19 protein-coding genes are annotated in these 20249 nt (G+C 74.5%); 9 read left to right on the top strand and 10 right to left on the bottom strand.

Annotated features, from left to right (window positions below; all coding sequences use genetic code 11):
• Positions 1–4: 4 nt before the first annotated feature.
• Complete coding sequence (locus PSD17_RS11180) at positions 5–1522, top strand: catalase (protein ID WP_339122586.1); 1518 nt, start codon at positions 5–7, stop codon at positions 1520–1522.
• Between the two features lie 27 nt (positions 1523–1549).
• Here the strand turns inward: PSD17_RS11180 and PSD17_RS11175 are convergent, their stop codons facing one another.
• Both PSD17_RS11175 and PSD17_RS11170 read right to left on the bottom strand, forming a co-directional pair.
• On the bottom strand, positions 1550–2164 hold the full coding sequence (locus PSD17_RS11175) for a hypothetical protein (RefSeq protein ID WP_339122585.1): 615 nt from the start codon (positions 2162–2164) through the stop codon (positions 1550–1552).
• 242 nt (positions 2165–2406) lie between these two features.
• Positions 2407–3168 (bottom strand): IclR family transcriptional regulator, encoded by a 762-nt coding sequence (locus PSD17_RS11170; protein WP_339122584.1) that lies wholly within the window; start codon positions 3166–3168, stop codon positions 2407–2409.
• Between PSD17_RS11170 and PSD17_RS11165 the strand changes: the two genes are divergently transcribed.
• From PSD17_RS11165 to PSD17_RS11140, 6 genes are all read left to right on the top strand, one after another.
• Positions 3146–4195: an HpcH/HpaI aldolase/citrate lyase family protein gene (locus tag PSD17_RS11165; protein WP_267895054.1), complete on the top strand. Its 1050-nt coding sequence runs from the start codon at positions 3146–3148 to the stop codon at positions 4193–4195. The two genes, PSD17_RS11170 and PSD17_RS11165, sit on opposite strands and share 23 nt — an antisense overlap.
• Positions 4192–5592: an MmgE/PrpD family protein gene (locus tag PSD17_RS11160; protein ID WP_339122583.1), complete on the top strand. Its 1401-nt coding sequence runs from the start codon at positions 4192–4194 to the stop codon at positions 5590–5592. The genes PSD17_RS11165 and PSD17_RS11160 overlap by 4 nt, the downstream gene beginning before the upstream one ends.
• Positions 5589–6773: a CaiB/BaiF CoA transferase family protein gene (locus PSD17_RS11155; protein ID WP_013676190.1), complete on the top strand. Its 1185-nt coding sequence runs from the start codon at positions 5589–5591 to the stop codon at positions 6771–6773. Before PSD17_RS11160 ends, PSD17_RS11155 begins: the two co-directional genes overlap by 4 nt.
• A gap of 39 nt (positions 6774–6812) precedes the next feature.
• On the top strand, positions 6813–7964 hold the full coding sequence (locus tag PSD17_RS11150; protein ID WP_339122582.1) for an acyl-CoA dehydrogenase family protein: 1152 nt from the start codon (positions 6813–6815) through the stop codon (positions 7962–7964).
• Positions 7965–8005: 41 nt separating this feature from the next.
• Complete coding sequence (locus tag PSD17_RS11145; protein ID WP_013676192.1) at positions 8006–8515, top strand: MaoC family dehydratase; 510 nt, start codon at positions 8006–8008, stop codon at positions 8513–8515.
• Between the two features lie 97 nt (positions 8516–8612).
• Positions 8613–8963 carry a VOC family protein gene (locus tag PSD17_RS11140; RefSeq protein ID WP_339122581.1) on the top strand — a complete coding sequence of 117 codons (351 nt, stop codon included), beginning with the start codon at positions 8613–8615 and terminating at the stop codon, positions 8961–8963.
• Positions 8964–8976: 13 nt separating this feature from the next.
• On the opposite strand, the gene PSD17_RS11135 is transcribed toward PSD17_RS11140, so the two are convergent.
• Positions 8977–9798 (bottom strand): oxygenase MpaB family protein, encoded by an 822-nt coding sequence (locus tag PSD17_RS11135; protein ID WP_013676194.1) that lies wholly within the window; start codon positions 9796–9798, stop codon positions 8977–8979.
• A 157-nt stretch (positions 9799–9955) separates the two neighbouring features.
• Between PSD17_RS11135 and PSD17_RS11130 the strand changes: the two genes are divergently transcribed.
• The gene (locus PSD17_RS11130) at positions 9956–12052 is read left to right on the top strand and encodes an ATP-dependent Clp protease ATP-binding subunit (protein ID WP_339122580.1); all 2097 of its coding nucleotides are present in this window, start codon (positions 9956–9958) and stop codon (positions 12050–12052) included.
• Here the strand turns inward: PSD17_RS11130 and PSD17_RS11125 are convergent.
• Both PSD17_RS11125 and PSD17_RS11120 read right to left on the bottom strand, forming a co-directional pair.
• Positions 12039–13247, bottom strand: coding sequence for an RNA polymerase sigma factor (locus PSD17_RS11125; RefSeq protein ID WP_339122579.1), 1209 nt, complete (start codon positions 13245–13247; stop codon positions 12039–12041). The genes PSD17_RS11130 and PSD17_RS11125 overlap by 14 nt on opposite strands.
• The gene (locus PSD17_RS11120; protein WP_013676197.1) at positions 13237–13578 is read right to left on the bottom strand and encodes a YciI family protein; all 342 of its coding nucleotides are present in this window, start codon (positions 13576–13578) and stop codon (positions 13237–13239) included. Before PSD17_RS11120 ends, PSD17_RS11125 begins: the two co-directional genes overlap by 11 nt.
• A 177-nt stretch (positions 13579–13755) precedes the next feature.
• Here PSD17_RS11120 and PSD17_RS11115 point away from each other — a divergent pair, with 177 nt between their 5' ends.
• On the top strand, positions 13756–14199 hold the full coding sequence (locus PSD17_RS11115) for an SRPBCC family protein (RefSeq protein WP_339122578.1): 444 nt from the start codon (positions 13756–13758) through the stop codon (positions 14197–14199).
• 121 nt (positions 14200–14320) lie between these two features.
• On the opposite strand, the gene PSD17_RS11110 is transcribed toward PSD17_RS11115, so the two are convergent.
• The 5 genes from PSD17_RS11110 to PSD17_RS11090 all read right to left on the bottom strand — a co-directional run bounded on the left by PSD17_RS11110 (position 14321) and on the right by PSD17_RS11090 (position 20068).
• Complete coding sequence (locus tag PSD17_RS11110; protein ID WP_013676199.1) at positions 14321–15409, bottom strand: VIT1/CCC1 transporter family protein; 1089 nt, start codon at positions 15407–15409, stop codon at positions 14321–14323.
• A 190-nt stretch (positions 15410–15599) separates the two neighbouring features.
• Positions 15600–17333, bottom strand: coding sequence for an L-lactate permease (locus PSD17_RS11105; protein WP_339122577.1), 1734 nt, complete (start codon positions 17331–17333; stop codon positions 15600–15602).
• Between the two features lie 149 nt (positions 17334–17482).
• Positions 17483–18151: a nitroreductase family protein gene (locus tag PSD17_RS11100; RefSeq protein WP_013676201.1), complete on the bottom strand. Its 669-nt coding sequence runs from the start codon at positions 18149–18151 to the stop codon at positions 17483–17485.
• Between the two features lie 17 nt (positions 18152–18168).
• The gene (locus tag PSD17_RS11095; protein WP_013676202.1) at positions 18169–19164 is read right to left on the bottom strand and encodes a 3,4-dihydroxy-2-butanone-4-phosphate synthase; all 996 of its coding nucleotides are present in this window, start codon (positions 19162–19164) and stop codon (positions 18169–18171) included.
• 91 nt (positions 19165–19255) lie between these two features.
• A complete protein-coding gene (locus tag PSD17_RS11090; RefSeq protein ID WP_339122576.1) occupies positions 19256–20068 on the bottom strand; it encodes an alpha/beta fold hydrolase in 813 nt (270 codons plus the stop codon).
• Positions 20069–20249: the final 181 nt, after the last annotated feature.

The following is a 20249-nucleotide window of genomic DNA, read 5'->3' as shown; positions in this document are numbered from 1 at the left end:
CGCTGTGACCCACGCGCGGCCCACCCCGACGACGACCGATGCGGGCATCCCCGTGGAGAGCGACGAGCACTCGCTCACCGTCGGTGCCGGCGGCCCGATCCTGTTGCAGGACAGCTATCTCATCGAGCAGATGGCGCAGTTCAACCGAGAGCGCATCCCGGAGCGTCAGCCGCACGCCAAGGGCAGCGGCGCGTTCGGCCGCTTCGAGGTGACGGCCGACGTGTCACGCTGGACGAAGGCCGCGGTCTTCCGGCCCGGGACGACGACCGAGCTCGGCGTCCGGTTCTCGACCGTCGCCGGCGAGCGCGGCAGCCCCGACACGTGGCGGGATCCGCGCGGGTTCGCGGTGAAGTTCTACACGTCCGAGGGCAACTACGACATGGTCGGCAACAACACTCCGGTCTTCTTCGTCAAGGACCCGATGAAGTTCCAGCACTTCATCCGGTCCCAGAAGCGTCGTGCCGACAACAACCTGCGCGACCACGACATGCAGTGGGACTTCTGGACCCTCTCGCCCGAGTCGGCGCACCAGGTCACGTGGCTGATGGGCGACCGCGGCATCCCGCGCACGTGGCGGCACATGAACGGCTACACCAGCCACACCTACATGTGGATCAACGAGGCCGGCGAGCAGTCCTGGGTGAAGTACCACTTCAAGACCGACCAGGGCGTGGAGTTCTTCACCCAGCACGAGGCCGACCAGATGGCCGCGGCCGACACGGACTACCACACGCGGGACCTCTTCGAGCACATCCGCGACGGCGACTTCCCGTCGTGGACGCTGTACGTGCAGGTGATGCCGTACGCGGACGCGAAGGACTACCGCTTCAACCCGTTCGACCTGACGAAGGTGTGGCCGCACGGCGACTACCCGCTGCACGAGGTGGGGCGGATGACGTTGGACCGCAACCCCACCGACAACCACACCGAGATCGAACAGCTGGCGTTCCAGCCCAACAACCTCGTGCCGGGCATCGGGCCGAGCCCGGACCGGATGCTGCTCGCCCGGCTGTTCTCCTACGCCGACGCCCACCGGCACCGCCTCGGCGGCAACTACCAGCAGATCCCGGTGAACGCCCCGGTCTGTCCCGTGCACTCCTACTCGAAGGACGGGGCGATGCGGATGACCAAGGTCTCCGACCCCGTCTACGCCCCGAACTCCTACGGCGGCCCGGCCGCTGACACCACCCAGCACGTCCCGACCTGGCATGCGGACGGCGACATCATGCGCACCGCCTACGTCGACCACGCGGAGGACGACGACTGGGGCCAGGCCGGCACGCTCGTGCGGGAGGTGCTCGACGACGACGCCCGCGGCCGCCTCGTCGACAACGTCGTGGGGCACCTGCTCAACGGCGTCAGCGCACCCGTGCTCGAGCGGGCGTTCGAGTACTGGCGCAACGTCGACAAGCACCTCGGCGGGCGCATCGAGGCCGGGGTTCGGGAGAAGGCCGCGCAGCCGGACCCGAAGGCGGGCGAGCAGGGCAACCCGGCCAGGGAGAGCATGCAGGCCAAGGCCTGACGTACGACGCCCGCGCCGGCGTGCGGGTCAGCCCACGCCGGCGCGCATGGCGGCGTGCCGCTCCTTGAGGCCGTGGTCCTTGTTGACGGGGTTCTGCGCCTCGTCGGGCTCGACGCCCGCGGCCGAGGCGATCGCGTTCATCTCCGAGAGCATCCGCACGACGTGCGCGATCCGCGCCTCGGCCGCGTCGACGGGCTGGCTGCCGGCGAGCATCTCGATCGTCCGGTCGGCCCAGATGACCTCGGCGTGCATGCCCGCGGCCTGCAGGACCGCGCGCATCCGCTCGGCCAGCGCCCGCGGCGGCAGCCCCGCCCAGGAGTGCACGGCGCGCGCGTCGAACGGGAACAGGCGGTCGCGGTCGCGCAGGTAGATCAGCTCGAGGGCGTACCCGTGCCCGTACGCGCAGTAGACGCAGCCGTTGAGCAGGGAGACGACCAGCGCCGCGAGATGGGTCCGGGCGGGGCCCAGTACGTGCAGCGTCGTCAGGTAACGCGGCATGTTCGCGGCGAACCAGCGCAGCGAACCGGCGGCCCCTTTGTGTGCCACGATGTGCGGGATCATGCGCGGGGCGAAGCCCCACATCCGTCTGCATCCCCACTCGAGCAGACCGGTGACGATCCGGTCGACCGCACGGCCGCCCATGGTCAGCTCCTTGCTCTCCGTGAGGAGGAGATTACTCGCCGGTCGCGCGGAAGTGGTACGTCTTGCCCGATCTGCCGGAATCCGTCCGACCACGATGCGCTGAACGGCGCGCGTCGCTGTCGTCCGGACGGAGGACGCAGCGCGGCTCCGTCCACCGGGCGGTCCGCAGCGCCGGGCGGCACGACCAGGGCAGCCGGCCGCGAACCGTGCGGTGCCGTCGGGACCGCCCGGGCGGGCGGCGGTCAGTCCAGCAGCTCCGACACCTGGTCGGCCGCCTGCACCGCCAGCCCGCCGATCCGCTCGACATCGTCGGGGTCGAAACGCACGCTCGGGATCGACACCGCGAACGCGGCGACGGGCCGCCCGGCCGGGCCGGTGATCGCCGCCGCGACAGCGGCCACGTGCGGTCGCCACCAGCTCACGACGTTGACCGCGAAGCCGCGTGCGCGGGTGGCGTCGATCTCGGCACGCAGCGCGTCACCGTCGACGATCGTCGTCTCGGTGAAGGCCTCCAGACCGGCGGCCACGACGTCGTCGATCTCGGCGTCGGGCAGCCCGGCGAGGATCGCGAGGCCGCTCGCCGTGCCGTGCAGGGGCGCGACGGTGCCGAGCTCGACGTAGGTACGCAGCGTCCGGGTGCCGTCGCGGCGGGCGACGATGAGCAGGCCGTCGCCGTCCCGGACGGCGAGGTGCACCGTCTCGTTGAGCTCCTTGGACAGCTCCCGCATGACGGGCAGCGCCGCCTCGCGCAGCCCGCCCTCGCCCGCCGCGCGCAGCCCGATGCCCACGGGCTTGGCGGTGAGACCCCAGCGGGCGCGTGTGGTGTCGACGACCCGCAGCCAGCCGGCCTGCTGCAGCGTGACCAGGCAGCGCTGGACCGAGCTCTTGGGCATCTCGGTCGCGCGGGCGATCTCCGAGACGCCGACGGGCTGGCGGCGGGCGACCTCCTCCAGGACGCGCAACGTGCTCAGCGCGCTCTGGATGCCGCCCGAGTCCCCTGGCACCGCTCCCGTCCCGTCCCGTCCGTGCCGCGCACCGGCTCGTCGTTGCCGCCGTCACTGCCGCCCCGCCTTGACGGGGGCCGACCAGGCTGCCGAGAATCGTACGCACTGTCGATACGACGTTCCATGGTACGGAACACCGTGGGACGAGGGAAGGGGCACCGTGGCCGTCCGCCGGAGATACCGGAGCGTCCTGTTCGTGCCGGCCGACCGGACCGACCGCGTGCAGTCCGCGCCCCGCCGCGGCGCCGACGCCGTCGTCGCCGACCTCGAGGACGCCGTGGCCCCCGACGCCAAGCCCGCCGCCCGCGAGGGTCTCGTGGAGCTGTTGCGCGACAGCCGGATCGACGGCCGCGTCATGGTGCGGGTCAACGCCGCCGACACGCCCTGGTTCGCCGACGACGTCGCCGCGCTCGCGCCCGTCCTCGGCGCGCTGGAGGCGCTGGTCCTGCCCAAGGCCTCGCCCGCGGCCGCAGCCGAGCTCGACAGGCTGCTCACCACCCACTCCGCTCCCGACGGCCTGCAGGTGCTCGCGATCGCCGAGACCGCCGCGGGGATCCTCGACGCCCGCGCGACGGGGGCCGCGTCGGCCCGGGTCACGACGATGATGTTCGGCGTCGCCGACCTGTCCGCCGAGCTGGGCGTCACCGTCACCGCGGAGGGATCCGAGCTGGCGCACGCCCGGGCACACCTGGTCCTCGCGTCGGCGGCCGCAGGCCTGCTGCCCCCGCTCGACGGTCCCTACCTCACCCTCGACGACCCCGAGGGCCTCGCCCGGTCCGTCCGCACCGCCCGCGAGCTGGGCTTCGGCGGCAAGGCCACGATCCACCCCGCGCAGATCCCCGCGGTCCACGCGGAGTTCACCCCCGACGCGCGGGCCCTCGCCCGGGCCCGGGAGATCGTCGCGGCCCACGAGGCCGCACAGTCGTCCGGGTCGGGCGTGGCCCGGCTCGCCGACGGCACGTTCATCGACGAGCCCGTCGCGCGCCGGGCGCGGGACCTGCTCGTGGGACAGGAGGCAGACACGTGACCACCCGGCTCACCCCCGCCCTCGCGGAGTTCGTCGCCGACCCCGGCCGGCACGCGGGCGACGACGTCGCCACCCTCGTCACGACGGCTGTCCTCGACACCGTCGGATGTGCGCTCGCCGCCACCGCGGAGCCGGCCGTGACGCGGCTGCGCACCGCCGTCGCGCCCGACGGGCCGCTGCCCGAGGGACCGTGCACAGTGCTCGTCGACGGCTCCCGGACCGACGCGCCCACCGCCGCCCTGCTCAACGGCACCGCAGGCCACGCGCTCGACTTCGACGACGTCGACGACGCCCTCACGGGCCACCCGAGCACGGTCCTCGTCCCGGCCGTGCTGGCCGTCGCCGAGCAGGTGGGCGCCGACGGGGCGACGGTCGTCGAGGCGTTCTGGCGCGGGCTCGTCGTCGAACGGGCGCTGGCCGCGGGCGTCGGGATCGGCGGCCACTACGCCCGCGGCTGGCACTCCACGGCGACGCTCGGCGTCGTCGGCGCCGCGGCGGCCGCCGCCGTGCTGCTGGGCCTCGACGCCGACGCCACCCGGCACGCACTGGGCATCTCCGCGTCCCGGGCCGCGGGCAGCAGGCGCAACTTCGGGTCGATGACCAAGCCGCTGCACGCCGGTGTCGCGGCCTCGGACGCGGTGCTCGCCGCCCGGCTCGCCGCCGCGGGCTTCACCGCCGACGCCGACCAGCTCGACAGCCCGTTCGGCTACCTCGCGCTGTTCTCCGGCGAGACCGGGGACCCGGGCACGACCGACCTGGCGGCGGCCGCGGCCCGCGCGCTCGCCGTCGTCGCCGACCCCGGTCCGGCGGCACTGAACGTCAAGCTGCACCCCTGCTGCTACGCCACCCACGCGCCCGCCGACGCCGCGCTCGACCTCGCCGGGCGCGGGGTCGTCGCGGCCGAGATCGACACGGTCTCGGTGCGCGTGCCGCCGGGTGGGCTGCGCCCGCTCATCACCCGGGCGCCGCGCACGGAGCTGGAGGGCAAGTTCTCGATGGGCTACGTCGTCGCCGCGTGCCTGCACGACGGCGCGCTGCGGCTCGCCAGCTTCACCGACGAGGCCGTCACCCGCCCCGCCGTCGCGGACCTCGCGGCCCGTGTCGGGTCGACGGAGACGTTGCCCCACAAGGAGTCCACCGGCGGTGGCGCCGCAGACGGGCTCGAGTTCAGCGCGGAGGTCACCGTCCGCACCCGCGACGGCGCCGAGCACACCGCACACTGTCCGGCGCCGCTCGGGCACGCCACCCGTCCCGCCGGCGCGCAGGCGTTGCGCGCCAAGTTCGACGACTGCCTCGCCCGTGGCGGGCACGGCGCCGACGCCGACGCCGTGTGGGAGCGACTGTCCGGACTGCGCGAGCTCGACCGCGTCAGCCTGGCCGCCCGGGTCGGCTCGTGACGCCACGCCCGCTCGACGGCGTCACCGTCGTCACCGTGGAGCAGGCGGTCGCGGCCCCCTTCGCGACGCGCCAGCTGGCCGACCTCGGCGCGCGCGTCGTCAAGATCGAACGGCCCGGTGGCGGGGACTTCGCGCGCGGCTACGACCGCACCGTCAACGGGACGTCGAGCGTGTTCCTGTGGCTCAACCGGGGCAAGGAGTCGCTCTCCCTCGACCTCAAGGCCGCGGCGGGGCGCGACGTCCTGGAACGGCTGCTGGCCGGTGCCGACGTGTTCGTGCAGAATCTCTCCCCCGCCGCCGCGGCGCGGGCCGGGCTGGACCCGGCCGCGGTCCGGGCCCGGCACCCGCGGGTGATCGCCTGCGGGGTGTCCGGGTACGGCACCGGCGGCCCGATGCGCGACGCCAAGGCCTACGACCTGCTCGTCCAGGGCGAGACCGGGATCATTTCGATCAACGGCGACCCCGCCGCGATGGCGAAGGTGGGCATCTCGATCGCGGACATCTCCGCCGGCATGTACACCTACAGCGCGGTCCTCGCGGCCCTCGTGCACCGCGACCGCACGGGCGAGGCGCTGCCGGTCGAGGTGTCGTTGTTCGACTCGCTGGCCGAGTGGCTGGCCTACCCGCTCTACTACACGCTCTACGGCGGGACCGCGCCCGCGCGGATGGGCACGACGCACCCGACGATCGCCCCCTACGGCGCGTTCCCGACCGCCGACGGCACCCCGGTGCTCGTCGCCGTGCAGAACGACCGCGAATGGCGGCGGCTGTGCGAGGTCGTGCTCGGCGACCCCGCCCGCGCCGACGACCCGCTCTTCGCCACCAACCACGACCGCATCGCCCACCGCACCGCGCTGGACTCGCTCGTCGGCGCCCGGCTGGCCGCGCTGCCCACGGCGCAGGCGCAGGCGCTGCTCGACGAGGCGGGGATCGCGCAGGCCCGGATCAACGACATCGCCGACCTGCCCACCCACCCGCAGCTCGTCGAACGCGACCGCTGGGTCGACACCCCGACCCCCACCGGCCCGGCCCGCACCCTCTACCCGCCGGGCCTGCCCGGCGACGGGCGGGCCCCCCTCGGGGCGGTGCCCGCCGTCGGCGAGCACACCGACGCCGTGCTGCGCGGCATCGGCCTGTCCCCCGACGACATCGCCGCCCTGCGCGCCGACGGCGTCGTCTGACACCCACCCCGGACGCCGGACCGAAAGGACTGCACCGCCATGACCGACTCCGAGGTCCGCCGCGACCTGCGCTCCCTGATCGACCGGGTGTGCGCCGACCACCCCGACGCCTACTGGCGCGAGCTCGAGCAGACCCACTCCTACCCGGAGGCGTTCGTCGACGCGCTGACGACGACGGGCGTCCTCGGTGCGCTGGTCCCCGAGGAGCACGGCGGGCTCGGGCTGGGCGTCGGCGACGCGTCGGTCATCGTCGAGCAGATCAACCGCAACGGCGGCAACGCCGCGGCCGTGCACGCCCAGCTCTACACGATGGGCGCGGTGCTGCGGCACGGCAGCCCCGAGCAGCGCGAACACTACCTGCCCGGCATCGCGTCCGGCGACATCCGGCTGCAGGCCTTCGGCGTCACGGAGCCCACGGCGGGCACCGACACGACGAAGATCCGCACGTTCGCCCGCCGTGACGGGGACTCCTACGTCGTCAACGGGCAGAAGGTGTGGACGTCGCGGGTCCAGCACTCCGACCTCATGCTGCTGCTCGCCCGCACCACCCCGCTCGACCAGGTGGAGAAGAAGTCGCAGGGCATGTCGATGTTCCTGATCGACCTGCGCGAGGTCGAGGGCATCACCGTCAACCCGATCCGCACCATGGTCAACCACGAGACCAACGAGGTGTTCTTCGACGACGTCCGCATCCCGGCCTCGGCCCTGGTCGGCGAGGAGGGCAAGGGCTTCCGCTACATCCTGGACGGGATGAACGCCGAGCGCGTCCTCGTCGCGGCGGAGTGCATCGGCGACGGGCGCTGGTTCGTCGAGCGGGCCTCGCGCTACGCGTGCGAGCGCGTCGTGTTCGACCGGCCCATCGGGCAGAACCAAGGGATCCAGTTCCCCATCGCCCGCGCGCACGTGCACGTCGAGTCGGCCGACCTGATGCGCTGGCGCGCCGCCGACCTCTTCGACGCCGACCAGCCGTGCGGCGCCGAGGCCAACATGGCCAAGCTGCTGGCCGCCGACGCGTCCTGGGAAGCCGCCAACGCGTGCCTGCAGACCCACGGCGGCTTCGGGATGGCCGCGGAGTACGACGTCGAGCGCAAGTTCCGCGAGACGCGGCTCTACCAGATCGCGCCGATCTCCACGAACCTCATCCTCGCCCACATCGGACAGCACGTCCTGGGCATGCCGCGCTCGTTCTGACCGGCTCGCGTCCCCACCACCCCCGCCCGAGGAGGCTCCCCATGACCGTGCACCACACCTCGACCGGCCACTTCTTCGAGGACTTCGTCCCCGGCGACGTCTACGAGCACGGCGTCGGCCGCACGATCACCACCACCGACAACATCTGGTTCACGCTGCTCACCCAGAACACCGCGGCCGCGCACCTCGACCACGCCTACGCCGCCCGGACGGAGTTCGGCAAGCCGCTGGTCAACTCCACGCTGACGTTCGCGCTGGTCAACGGGCAGAGCGTGCGCGACATCTCGCACAACGTCATCGCCAACCTCGGCTGGGACGACGTGAAGATCCCCAACCCGGTCTTCGAGGGCGACACCGTCTACTCGCGCACCGAGATCCTCGAGAAGCGCGAGTCGCGGTCGCGCCCGCACGCGGGGCTGCTCACGGTCCGCACCGAGGGCTTCAACCAGGACGGCACGACGATCATGACGTTCCGCCGGACCGTGATGGTCTACAAGCGGGGGCAGCGGCCGAGCACCGCCGGCGACGCCGGCTCGGAGGGCACGAGCTGACGGTCGCGGGCCTGCGCGGCCCGTCGCCGCCCGCGCCGACCGCCCGCGCCGCACCGCCGCCCGGTACGGTCCGCGCGTCGGCCGTCGAGGAGGACCCATGATCTCCGGACTGCACACGATCGTCTATGCGCAGGACGCCGCGCGGGCCCGCGAGTTCCTGCGCGACGTGCTCGGCCTCGGGTGGGTCGACGCGGGCGACGGATGGCTCGTCTTCGCCGCGCCGCCGACCGAGGTGGCCGTCCACCCCACCGACGCCGCGAGCAGCGGGCGCGCGGAGCTGTACCTGATGTGCGACGACGTCACCGCGACGGTGGCCGCGCTGACCGCGAAGGGCGTCGAGTTCACCTCGCCCGTCGCCGACCGCGGCTGGGGCCTCGTGACGTCGCTGCGCGTCCCCGGCGCAGGCGAGATCGGCCTGTACGAGCCACGCCACCCGACCGCACTCTGATGTCTGAGCCGGCCTAGGCGCCGCGGGCCTCGCGGACCAGCCGGCGGGCCTCGCGGATCTCCGGCGGCGCCGGGACCTCCGGCAGCAGTTGCGTCCCGGTCCTGACCACGCGCAGCAGGGCCGCGGTCACCAGGTCGGTCGTCGGCAGTCCGGGCAGGCCGTAGATCCGCCGGGCCCAGCGGGGCAGGGTGGCGACCGCCAGCGTCGACACCGTCGAGATGGCCGCCTTGGTCCAGCGCGGCGCCTCACCGCGCGGCGCCAGCAGGTTCGCGACGCCGCGGGTGGCCTCCTCGGTGAGCCGCAGCTGCGGGCGGACGGCGGTGAAGTAGTCGTCGAGCTCCGCGCGCGAGCGCGGCGCGACGGCGGGGTCGATGCCGATCACCTCGGCCGCGCGGACGCTCTCGGCGATGTAGGCGTCGACGCCCGCGGTGTCGACGATCCCGGCCCGGCGGGCGATGTCGACGTAGGAGTCGATCTCCGCGCAGTGCACCCACAGCAGGCCCGCGGGCGCGTCGACCCGGAAGGTGCGGCCGGTGTCGGGGTCGAACCCGGTCAGCGAGGCGTGCAGCCGCCGCACCCGCGCCGCGGCCGCCTCGACCTCGTCGGTGCTGCCGAACGTGCGGGTACCGACGAACTCGACGGTCCGCTGGAACCGCGGATAGGCCTTCTTCGGGTCGAAGAGCGCCGAGTTCTGCCACGTCGCGCGCATCACGTGCGGGTGCAGCGACTGCAGCAGCAACGCCCGCATCCCGGCCACCCACATGACGGGTTCCAGGTGCACCCGCCAGGTCACCGAGGCGGGGCCGAACAGCCCGTGGTCCACACGTTCCAGCATGCCTACAGGACACCACTGCGCGCCCGGGACGGCGACCGGAGCGGTGGCCCCGGCACCCGGTCCGGCGCTCCGCCGGACCCGGCGTCCTTGCCGGGCGCGTGCCGAACGCGCGGGATCGGAGGAGCATCGATGTCGACGCCCGTCGACGGAGGTGCACGTGGCACAGGACCGACCCGACTTCGGCCCGTTCGACGAGATCGTCGAACGGCTCATCGGCAATCTCGGCACGGCGCTCGGCGACATGGGCCGTGGCGAGGGCGGCTCGCCGTTCGGCGGCCTCGGCGACCTCGGCTTCGGGGACCTGGGCGGCGAGCGGCGCACGTCCGAGGCGGGCCCGCAGACCCCGCCCGCCGGTGTCCCGCGGGCCCGCACCCCGCGGCTCGACCGGTTCGCCCGCGACCTCACCGCCGCCGCCGCGGCCGGCGAGCTCGATCCCGTCATCGGCCGCGAGGCCGAGATCGACCAGGTGCTGGAGGTGCTCGCCCGGCGGACCAAGAACAACCCGGTGCTGGTCGGCGATCCGGGCGTCGGCAAGACGGCCATCGTCGAGGGGATCGCCCACCGCGTCGCCGACGGCGACGTGCCGCCCGCGCTGCAGGGCGTGCGGGTCCTCGCGCTCGACCTCGCCGGGATGGTCGCGGGCACCCGCTACCGCGGTGACTTCGAGCAGCGGCTGACCCGGGTGATCGACGAGATCGTCGCCGCGCGCCGGCAGGTCGTCGTGTTCGTCGACGAGCTGCACGCCGTCGTCGGCGCGGGCTCGGCCGAGGGCCAGGCCATGGACGCGGGCACCCTGCTCAAGCCCGCGCTCGCCCGCGGCGACCTGCAGCTCGTCGGGGCCACGACGGCCGGTGAGTACCGCAGGCACATCGAGCGCGACCCCGCGCTGGAACGCAGGCTTGCCCCGGTGCGCGTCGCGGAGCCGGACGTGGCCGCCACCGTCGCGATCCTGCGCGGGCTGCGGGAGCGCTACGAGGGACACCACGACGTCGCGATCGACGACGCCGCGCTCGTCGCCGCCGCCGAGCTCTCCGACCGGCACATCACCGACCGGTTCCTGCCCGACAAGGCGATCGACCTCGTCGACCGGGCCGGGGCCCGCGCCCGGATCCGGGCGTCCCGCGGCCGGCCGGCGGGGGCCGTCGAGGAGCTGCGCCGGGCCCGCGAGGTCGCCGTCGACGCCGAGGACTACGAGCGGGCACTGCAGCTCACCCGGGAGATCGACGCCGCCGAGGCCGATGGCGGCACGATCCGCGGCGGTCGCGTCACCGTCACCGCCGACGACGTCGCCCGGCTGCTCGCCGAGACCACCGGCATCCCCGTCGCCCGGCTCACCGCCGACGACCGCCGCTCGCTGCTGGGGCTCGAGGACACGTTGCGCCGCAGGATCGTCGGCCAGGACGAGGCCGTCGGGATCGTCGCCGACGCCGTCCGAGCCGGGCGGGCCGGGCTCGCGCACCCCGGCCGGCCGGTCGGATCGTTCCTGTTCCTCGGGACGACGGGCGTCGGCAAGACCGAGCTGGCGCGGACGCTCGCCGGCGCGCTCTTCGGCGGCGAGGACGCGTTGCTGCGCTTCGACATGAGCGAGTACACCGACCGGGCGAGCGCGTACCGGCTGGTCGGGGCCCCTCCCGGGCACGCCGGGTTCGACGAGCCGGGCCAGCTCACCGAGGCCGTACGGCGCACCCCCTACGCCGTCGTGCTGATCGACGAGGTCGAGAAGGCCCACCCCGACGTCGTGTCGACGCTGCTGCAGGTGCTCGACGCGGGCCGGCTCACCGACTCGCACGGGCGCACGGTCGACTTCACCCGCACGGTCGTGGTGCTCACCAGCAACCTGGGCGCGCCGCCGCTGCTCGCCGCCGCAGGCCCGGCCACGCGCGACATGCTGCTGGCCGCCGCCCGCGCGCACTTCCGCCCGGAGTTCCTCAACCGGGTCGACGACGTCGTCGCGTTCCGCTCGCTCGACGACGCCGACCTGCGGCGGATCACCACGTTGCTGCTCGCGGAGACCACCGCCCGGCTGGCGGCACAGCACATCACCCTCGACGTCAGCTCGGCCGCGGTCGACTGGCTCGCCCGCCGCGGCCACGAGCCCGGGCTCGGGGCGCGGCCGTTGCGCCGCACGGTCGGCCGCGAGCTGGAACGGCGGCTGTCGCGGCTGCTCATCGCGCAGGACCTCGGGGGCGGGGCCCGGGTGCTCGTCGACGTCACCGGTCCCGACGCGACGGCGCTCACGCTCACCGCGACCTGACCCGGTCAGGCTGCAGCTCGGCGAGCCGGCGGGCCAGCAGCAGACGCTCGGGACCGGTCTCCGCGAGCTCGACGGCCCGGGCGTACGCCGCCGCCGCGCACTCGGTCCGGCCGGCCCGGCGGAGCAGCTCGGCGCGGGTCGAGTGGTAGTAGCGGTAGCCGTCGAGGGCGAGCGTGTCGACGACGGCCAGGGCCGCCTCGGGCCCGTCGAGCTCCGCGACGGCGACGGCCCGGTTGAGCTCGACGACGGGCGAGCCGGTCAGCCGGGAGAGCACGGCGTAGAGCGCCTCGATCTGCACCCAGTCGCGCGGCCGGTGCAGGTGCAGGTCGGCGATCGCGGCCTGGACGACGTAGGGCCCGGGGTCCGGCCGGACGACTGCACGTTCGAGCAGGTCACGGCCCTCTCGCAGCTGCCGGTCGTCCCACCTCGACCGGTCCTGCTCATCCAGCGGGACCAGCACGCCGTCGCTCTGCCGGGCGTCGCGCCGCGCGTCGTCGAGCAGCAAGAGCGCGAGCAGCCCGAGTGCCTCCGGCTCGTCGGGCATGAGCTCGACGAGCGCCCGGCCGAGCCGGATCGCCTCGGCCGCCAGGTCCGGCCGGCCGTCGCCCCAGCCCTGGTTGAAGATCAGGTAGACGACGGCGAGGACGGCCGCGAGCCGGTCGGGGAGCTGGTGGTCGTCCGGTACGGCGAACGGGATCCCGGCGGTGCGGATCTTGTGCTTGGCCCGCGTGAGGCGCTTGCTCATCGTGTCGACGGGGGTCAGGAACGCCCGCGCGATCTCCTCGGTGGACAGACCGCCCAGCGTCCGCAACGTCAGCGCCACCTGCGCCGCACGCGAGAGCGCCGGGTGGCAGCAGGTGAAGACGAGCTCCAGGCGCTCGTCGCGGAAGGTCGTCGGTTCGGCCGGTGGGCGGCGGTCCCCGCGGGCGAGCTCGGCGGCGATCGCCCTGGTCCTGTCGTCGAGGGCCGCGCGCCTGCGGATCCGGTCGATGCCGCGGTTGCGCGCGACCGTGACCAGCCACGCGACCGGGTTCGTCGGCTCCCCCTCGCGCGGCCAGCGCTCGGCCGCGACGACGAATGCGTCCTGGGCGACCTCCTCGGCGAGCTCGAGGTCCCGGAAGATCCCGACGAGCGTCGCGAGCACCCGGCCCCAGTGCGCGCGGAACGCCGCCTCGACCGCGTCCTCACCCGCCACCCGGGACCTCCTCGCGGACCGGCCGCACCTCGATCGCGAGCCCCGGGCGCAGCGCCTGCAGCTCCGTCGCCACCGCCAGCGCCGCGTCGAGATCGGCCACCTCGATCACGATGATGCCGGCCAGGTACTCCTTCGTGTCGATGAAGGGCCCGTCGGTGAGCAGCGGCGCCTCGCGGGGGCCGTGCACGGTCGTCGCCGTCTCGGGCGGGTGCAGCCGGGTCCAGCTGCGGACGTAGGGCCGGCCGAGGACGGGCGCGACCCCGGCCTCGACCTCCCGCCGTTCCTCGGGGGTCGCCTCCGTGGTCCGGTGGATCAGCAGTGCGTACTGCATGTCGCTCCTGTCCGGCGTCGGGTGTGTTCGCGTCGACCTCTCGACGAGCGGGCGGCGGCCGGACGGACACCCTCTCGCGACGAATTCTCGGCGAGCGGGTGTCCGTCGGGCGAGTCGCCGTTCGTCGTCCTGCCGGCCCGGCACCCCGCCGGCCGACACGCTCGGGAGGACACCCCCATGACCATCGACGCCACCACGACGACCGACTACCGGACCACCCTGCACATCCGCGCCGACGCCGACGCCGTGTTCGACGCCGTCACCACCACCGACGGCCTCGGCTCGTGGTGGACCCGCGCCACCGGCTCCGGGAAGACCGGCGGTGAGCTGCGGTTCTTCTTCTCCGTGCCCGAGCCGTGCGTGATGCGCGTGGACCGGGCCGACCGGCCGGGACGGGTGGAGTGGACCGTGACCGACTGCGCGTTCCTGCCGGAGTGGGTCGGCACCCGGCCGACGTTCACGATCGTTCCCGGCGACGAGCGCACCACGGTGCACTTCCGCCACCACGGCCTGAACTCCGCGCTCGAATGCATCGAGATGTGCACCGACGGCTGGAACACCCACCTCGCGAGCCTGGTCCGGCACCTCGAGGACGGGGCCGGCAGCCCGTTCGGCGGATGAGCCCGGCCCGTCCTGCGCGGGGTCGCCGGCGGCGTCGGCGCGGGCCGGAGTTCCGCCACGGGGCGGAGCCCGCGGCCGGCCGGGTGAGCCGAGGACCGACCCGAACAGCAGGCCGGCCGGGTCAGCCGAGGACCGACCCGAACAGCAGGCCCAGCCCGTAGGTGACACCCGCGGCGGCGGCGCCGATCAGCAGCTGGCGCAGCCCGCGGCGCAGCGGCGGCCCGCCGGAGAGCAGCCCGACGACCGCGCCCGTCGTCAGCAGCGCGAGCCCGACCAGCACCGCGGAGACCAGGTAGGCCGACAGCCCGGCGGCGCCGAACATGAACGGCAGGATCGGGATCGCGGCCCCGGATGCGAAGAACGCGAAGCTCGACGCCGCCGCGGCCAGCGCGGTGCCGACCGTCTCGTGGGCGTCGTCGCCGGCCCCGCCGCGGAGCCCGACGGCCGGGTCGTGGGTCCGCAGCATCTCCTGGGACCGCTCCTGTGCCTCCTCGGCGGAGAGGCCGCGGGCGCGCATCACCAGTGCCAGCTCGTTCTCGTCGACGTCGAGTGCGGGCAGCACCTGCGGTGCGTCGGTCAGCACCGGCGCCGAGACCTCCAGCAGCTCGCGCTGCGAGCGCACCGACACGTACTCCCCCGCCCCCATCGACAACGCACCGGCCAGCAGCCCGGCGATGCCGGTGAGCAGGACCGTCCGCGCGCTCTCGCCGGCACCGGCGATGCCCAGGACCAGCGCGAGGTTGCTGACGAGACCGTCGTTGGCGCCGAACACCGCGGCCCGGAACGACCCCGACACCCGCGCCCGGCCGCGCGCCGCCAGCCCCCGCAGCACCTCCTCGTGGATCCGCTCGTCGGCGGCCATGGTCGCGGTGGCCTCGGGGTCGGTCGCGTACGGCGACCGGCTCTCCGCCCGCTGCGCGAGCGCGAGCACGAACACCGACCCGAACCGGCGGGCCAGCAACGCGAGCAGTCGGCTTCGCAACGCGGGCCGCGGCAGCCTGCCCGCACGTGGCCCGAGCTTGCTCTCCCAGTGCGCGGCATGACGTTCCTCGGCGCGCGCGAGGCCGAGCAGGATCTCACGGTCCTCACCGGTGCGCCGCCGGGCGAGGTCGCGGTAGAGCGCGGACTCCGCGCGTTCGTCGGCCAGCATCCGCCGCCAGCGACGCACCGACGACCGCGACGCCCCCGTGCCCACCCCCGGGTCCGCCACCGCGACCACCTCCACACGCACGCGCTCCGCCGACGCGGGCAACGCTGCCACGAGGCGCGGCCGCGGCACCGGGCGGCCCACCCCCGAGCGCGCCCGCCCGAGCGTGCCGCTCAGCTCCGACAGGACCGTCGGAGGTGACGGGCGCGGCGGGTGGTGTCGTCGCCCGGGCGGCGTCCGGGTCCGTCCCGGCTCAGGCGACGACCATCCAGGACAGCACCGGCGTCGACTGCAGGTAGACGAGCACGCACATGAACGCCAGGAACCCGATGCTCCACCACAGGACCCTGCGGAAGATCTCGCCCTCGCGCCCGGCCAGCCCGACCGCGCCCGCTGCGATCGCGAGGTTCTGCGGCGAGATCATCTTCCCGAGCACACCGCCGGACGAGTTCGCCGCGGCGAGCAGCGTCGGCGACAGGTGCGCCGACGTCGCGGCGCTGACCTGCAGCGCACCGAACAGCGAGTTCGACGACGTGTCCGAGCCGGTGACGGCGGTGCCGAGCCAGCCCAGGATCGGTGAGAGCAGGGCGAACAGCCCACCCGCGCCCGCCAGCCACAGGCCCAGCGTCTGGGTCTGCCCGGACTCGTTCATGACGAACCCCAGCGCGAGCACGGCCATGACGGTGACGATCGCCGTGCGCAGCTGCACCAGCGTGCGCCAGTAGGTCCGCAGGGCGTGCCCGACGCCGATCCGGAGCACCGGGAGCGTGAGCAGGCCGCTGATCAGCAGCAACGTCCCCGCGGCGGACAATATGTTGATCTTGAATGTCGTCGACACCGGGGCGCCGGTGCCGCTGACGATGTGCAGACCCGGCCAGTTGACGATCCAGGTCGCTGCCTCCAGCCCGGTCCCGGTCGCCCCCGGCTTGGTCGGCGCGACCCCGGTGATCGGCGGGACGCGCGTCGCCAGCACGAAGACCACGATGATGATCAGGTAGGGCGCGTACGCCTTGAGCACCTCCGACCGCGAGTCGACGACGCGCTCCTCCACCCGGGTGGCCGTACCGCCGCCGGTGGGCTCGGGGCCGGCGGCACCGGAGGCGGCCGTTGGCTGCGGCTCGCCGTCCTGCTCGGTGACGTCGGGCGGGGTGACCGGCCGCCAGAGCTTCGAGAAGGCGAGGACCGCGAGCGCCGAGGCGAGCGCCGCGATGATGTCGGTCAGCGGGATGGACCAGAAGTTCGACGCGGCGTACTGCGCGATCCCGAACACCAGCCCGCACACCAGCGCCGCGGGCCAGCACTGCCGCAGCCCACGCTTTCCGTCGACGATGAACACCAGCGCCAGCGGCACGAACACGGCGAGGATCGGGGTCTGCCGGCCGACCATCGCGCCGAGGTCGTCGACCGGGAGCTTCGTGACCGCCGCGAGCGTCGTGATCGGGACGGCCAGCGCCCCGAACGCGACCGGTGCGGTGTTCGCCACCAGCGCGACCGCGGCGGCCTTCAGCGGTCGGAACCCCAGTGCCATCAACATGACCGAACTGATGGCGACGGGTGTGCCGAACCCGGCGAGCGCCTCCATCAACGCGCCGAAGCAGAACGCGATGATGATCGCCTGGATGCGCTGGTCGTCGCTGATCGAGGCGAAGGAGCGGCGCAGGACGTCGAAGTGCCCGGTGTCGACGGTCAGGTTGTAGACCCAGATCGCGTTGATGACGATCCACATGATCGGGAAGAAGCCGAAGGCGGCCCCGAGCAGGCCGCTGTTGAGCGCGTCGCCGACCCCCATGCCGTAGAACACGATCGCGACGACGAGCGAGACCGCGAGGCCGATCACCGACGCCAGCCAGGCCCGCATCCGCACGACGCCCAGCAACACGAACAGGACCACCAGCGGCAGGACCGCCACGATCGACGAGAGCCCGAGCGAGTTCCCGATCGGGTCGTAGTCCTGCGTGTACGAGGCGAGGACGATCCCGCTGCTCACCGCGCAGCACCCCCCTGGAGCGGCGGCGCCCCCGCCGGCACGGGACGGCCACCCGGTGACGACGGCCGCGCCGGGAGAATCCGCCCGTCTCGCACCGCCCGCACGACGAGGCACGTCCGGCCACCCGAACGGCCCAACCCGGGCCCGGGTCAGCGCCCCTCACGGGGGCGGGTTGCACCCCAGCGGTCCCAGTGCACGACCTCCTCGACGGGCCGGCGCCGCGGCTGTGCCCAGCGGCCCCGGACGGGCCGGCCGATCGGGACGAGCGCCATGGTGAGGGCGTCGTCGGGAAGGCCGAGCAGCTCACGCAGCTCGTCCTCGTGGCCGCGGTAGAGCGTCGTGAGGGAGGTGCCCAGGCCGTGCGCGCGGGCGGCGAGGCACAGGTTCTGCACCGCGCCGTAGATCGACGCCCCGATCATGGGGTCGGTGGCGCCCGCGGCGCCGCGCAGCACGGGGAAGATCCACAGCGGCGCGTCCTCCAGGTGTTCGGCGAGGTGCTCGGCACCCAGGAAACCGTTGCGGCTCAGGCCCGGCGTGCCCGGCGGCTGGGCGAGGATCTCAGCGCGCCTGCTCCCGTAGACCGCGTTCCAGTTCTCGCGGTACCAGCCCGCGACGCGCTTCTTGACGTCGGGATCGGTGACGACGACCCAGCCCCAGCCCTGGGAGTTCCCGCCCGAGGGTCCCCGCACGGCGGCGTCGAGCATCGACCACACGACCTCGTCGGGGACGGGGTCGGTGGAGAGATAGCGACGGGCCGGTGTCGTGTGCAGCGCCTCGAGGACGGGCAGGGCGTCGGGGTCGGTCGTCAGGTCGCTCATCAGGGGGTCTCCGGTCGTCAGCCCGCGTCGGCGAGCGGGTCGGGCAGTGCCGTCGGCGCGGTGAGGCCGAGGTCGGCGAGGATGCGGTCGGCCGTGGGGTCGCCGGGCGGGCGACGTCCCGCGGTGCAGCCGACGGGGTCCGCGGCGAACCCGCGGCGGGGCGCCCGCAGCAGCACGACGGCACCGCACCCGCCGCGGCCGAGCGCGGCCAGTGCGGAGTCGAGGCGGCCGGCGCAGCCGCAGCGCAGCGAGCCGAGGACGTCGGCGGCGAGGCACTCCTCGTGCACCGCGACCGCGGACCCGCGACCCGGGTTCCCGCGCACCAGCACGAGGTGCTCGGCGGCGCCGTCGTCGAAGGCGATGGCCGTGAACGGGCCGTGGCGCGTCGGGATCACGGCAGGTGCGCTGCGGCGCAACGGCGGCCGGCTCCCCGACGGGCGGGCGAGGTCCGAGACGGCGAGGGTGGTGAGGCCGTGCCCGGTCGCGAACGCCGTGGCGGCGACCGGCCCGGCGGCGTCGCCGTCGGCGCCGACCAGCGTCGCGAGCACGGCGGCCGGCTGCACTCCCGCGGCCTCGCACAGGGCGAGCGCGGCCTCGGCGGGACGCGGCCGCTCGGCGAGGCCGCCGGCACGCGCCCGGACCGGCAGGACGTGCCCCGGGCGCACGAGGTCGTCGGGGCGCAGGGCCGGGTCGGCGAGGGCGCGGACGGTCGCGGCCCGGTCGCGGGCGGAGATGCCGGTCGTGATCCCGCGGCGGAGGTCGACGGACACGGCGAACGCCGTGGCATCCGGTCCTGCGGCGCCCGCCACCTGTGGCGGCACCCGAAGGGCGTCGAGCCGCTCCTCCGGCAGCGCGACGCCGACCACACCGCTGCTCGCCCGCACCACGAACGCCATGGTCGCCGGGTCGACGGCCGCTGCCGCCACGACGAGGACGCCGGTGCCGGGGTGGGGCCCGGCGTCGTCCAGCAGGACGACGGGCCGGCCGCCCGTGAGCCCCTGACCAGCGGTCACCGGCCCGCCCCGAACCGCGCGGGGCCCGCCTTCCGGTCGCGCTCGTCGCCCCGGTCGACGACGGTGCCCGGCCGGGCCGGCCGGTGCGGACTCACGACGCCGCCCCGGGCGCCTCGTCGAGGAACGCGGTGATCGCCGCCAGGGTGTCGTCCGGGTACTCCAGCACCATGCCGTGGCCGCCGCGGGGCAGCACCTGCAGTCTCGCCGTCGGCACGAGGGCCGCGATCTCGGCGGACTGCGCGACGGGGGTGAGGACGTCCTCGGCCCCGACGAGCACCAGCGTCGGAGTGGTGACCCGCGGCAGGTGGGGTCGCGAGTCGTACACGCGCAGCCCGGCGGCCTGCGCCTCGAACCCGGCGAGCGTGGTCGGGTAGGGGTCCTTGCGCGCGAGCTCGGCCGCGGCGAGGGCGGCGTCGTGGTCGGTGAGCAGCCGCGGCGTGTACACCCACGGCATCGAGTCGATCCCCGTCGTCACGGGGTCGACCCCCGCGCGGCGCAGCGCGAGGCCCGCGTCGAGCCAGGCGTCCTGGAGCCGGGTGTAGGACGGGAAGGCGTTGAGCAGCACGGCCCGCGACACGACCCCGGGGTGCCTCACCAGCAGCGACTGGGTGATCGAACCACCCATCGACCAGCCCACGACCGCCGTCGGGCCGGCCCCCAGCCGGTCGACCAGCGCCGCGACGTCGTCACCGAGGTCGTCGATCGCGTAGGGGCCGGGCGGCACGTCGCTGCGGCCGGTCCCCCGGTTGTCCAGCGTCGTCACCGTGTAGCGCTGCGCGAGCACCGGGACCACGCCCGCCCAGGCCGCGGAGCTCGCGCCGAGGCCCGAGACGAGCAGCAGCGGCGGGCCCGACCCGACGGTCTCGTGGTGCAGCCGGACCCCGTTCACAGTGGACTGTGCCATCGGTTCTCCCCTCGGGACCTGCGGTCTGTGAGTGGCAGGTCGCCACGGCGACCATCGCCACTCACGACGGGACCGCCCCCGGCACGCGGCTCGCCGGCGCCGCGACGCCGGCCGCCTGCACGCCGGCCCGATCATCGTGGGTCGCCACGACGGGCCCGGCAACGGAGCGGTGACCACTCCG

This window comes from Pseudonocardia sp. D17, assembly GCF_036984265.1.
Classification (GTDB): Bacteria; Actinomycetota; Actinomycetes; order Mycobacteriales; family Pseudonocardiaceae; genus Pseudonocardia; species Pseudonocardia benzenivorans.
The sequence above is the reverse complement of the archived record's forward strand: the minus strand, read 5'-3'. Positions and strand labels throughout refer to the sequence as shown.

What these genes read in the sequence shown, in the direction of transcription:
- PSD17_RS11175 (WP_339122585.1), bottom strand. Translation starts at nt 2,164, where the DNA reads ATGGGCGGCCGTGCGGTCGACCGGATCGTCACCGGTCTGCTCGAGTGG.
- PSD17_RS11165 (WP_267895054.1), top strand. Translation starts at nt 3,146, where the DNA reads ATGCCGCCCGAGTCCCCTGGCACCGCTCCCGTCCCGTCCCGTCCGTGC.
- PSD17_RS11150 (WP_339122582.1), top strand. Translation starts at nt 6,813, where the DNA reads ATGACCGACTCCGAGGTCCGCCGCGACCTGCGCTCCCTGATCGACCGG.
- PSD17_RS11145 (WP_013676192.1), top strand. Translation starts at nt 8,006, where the DNA reads ATGACCGTGCACCACACCTCGACCGGCCACTTCTTCGAGGACTTCGTC.
- PSD17_RS11140 (WP_339122581.1), top strand. Translation starts at nt 8,613, where the DNA reads ATGATCTCCGGACTGCACACGATCGTCTATGCGCAGGACGCCGCGCGG.
- PSD17_RS11135 (WP_013676194.1), bottom strand. Translation starts at nt 9,798, where the DNA reads ATGCTGGAACGTGTGGACCACGGGCTGTTCGGCCCCGCCTCGGTGACC.
- PSD17_RS11120 (WP_013676197.1), bottom strand. Translation starts at nt 13,578, where the DNA reads ATGCAGTACGCACTGCTGATCCACCGGACCACGGAGGCGACCCCCGAG.
- PSD17_RS11115 (WP_339122578.1), top strand. Translation starts at nt 13,756, where the DNA reads ATGACCATCGACGCCACCACGACGACCGACTACCGGACCACCCTGCAC.
- PSD17_RS11100 (WP_013676201.1), bottom strand. Translation starts at nt 18,151, where the DNA reads ATGAGCGACCTGACGACCGACCCCGACGCCCTGCCCGTCCTCGAGGCG.
- PSD17_RS11090 (WP_339122576.1), bottom strand. Translation starts at nt 20,068, where the DNA reads ATGGCACAGTCCACTGTGAACGGGGTCCGGCTGCACCACGAGACCGTC.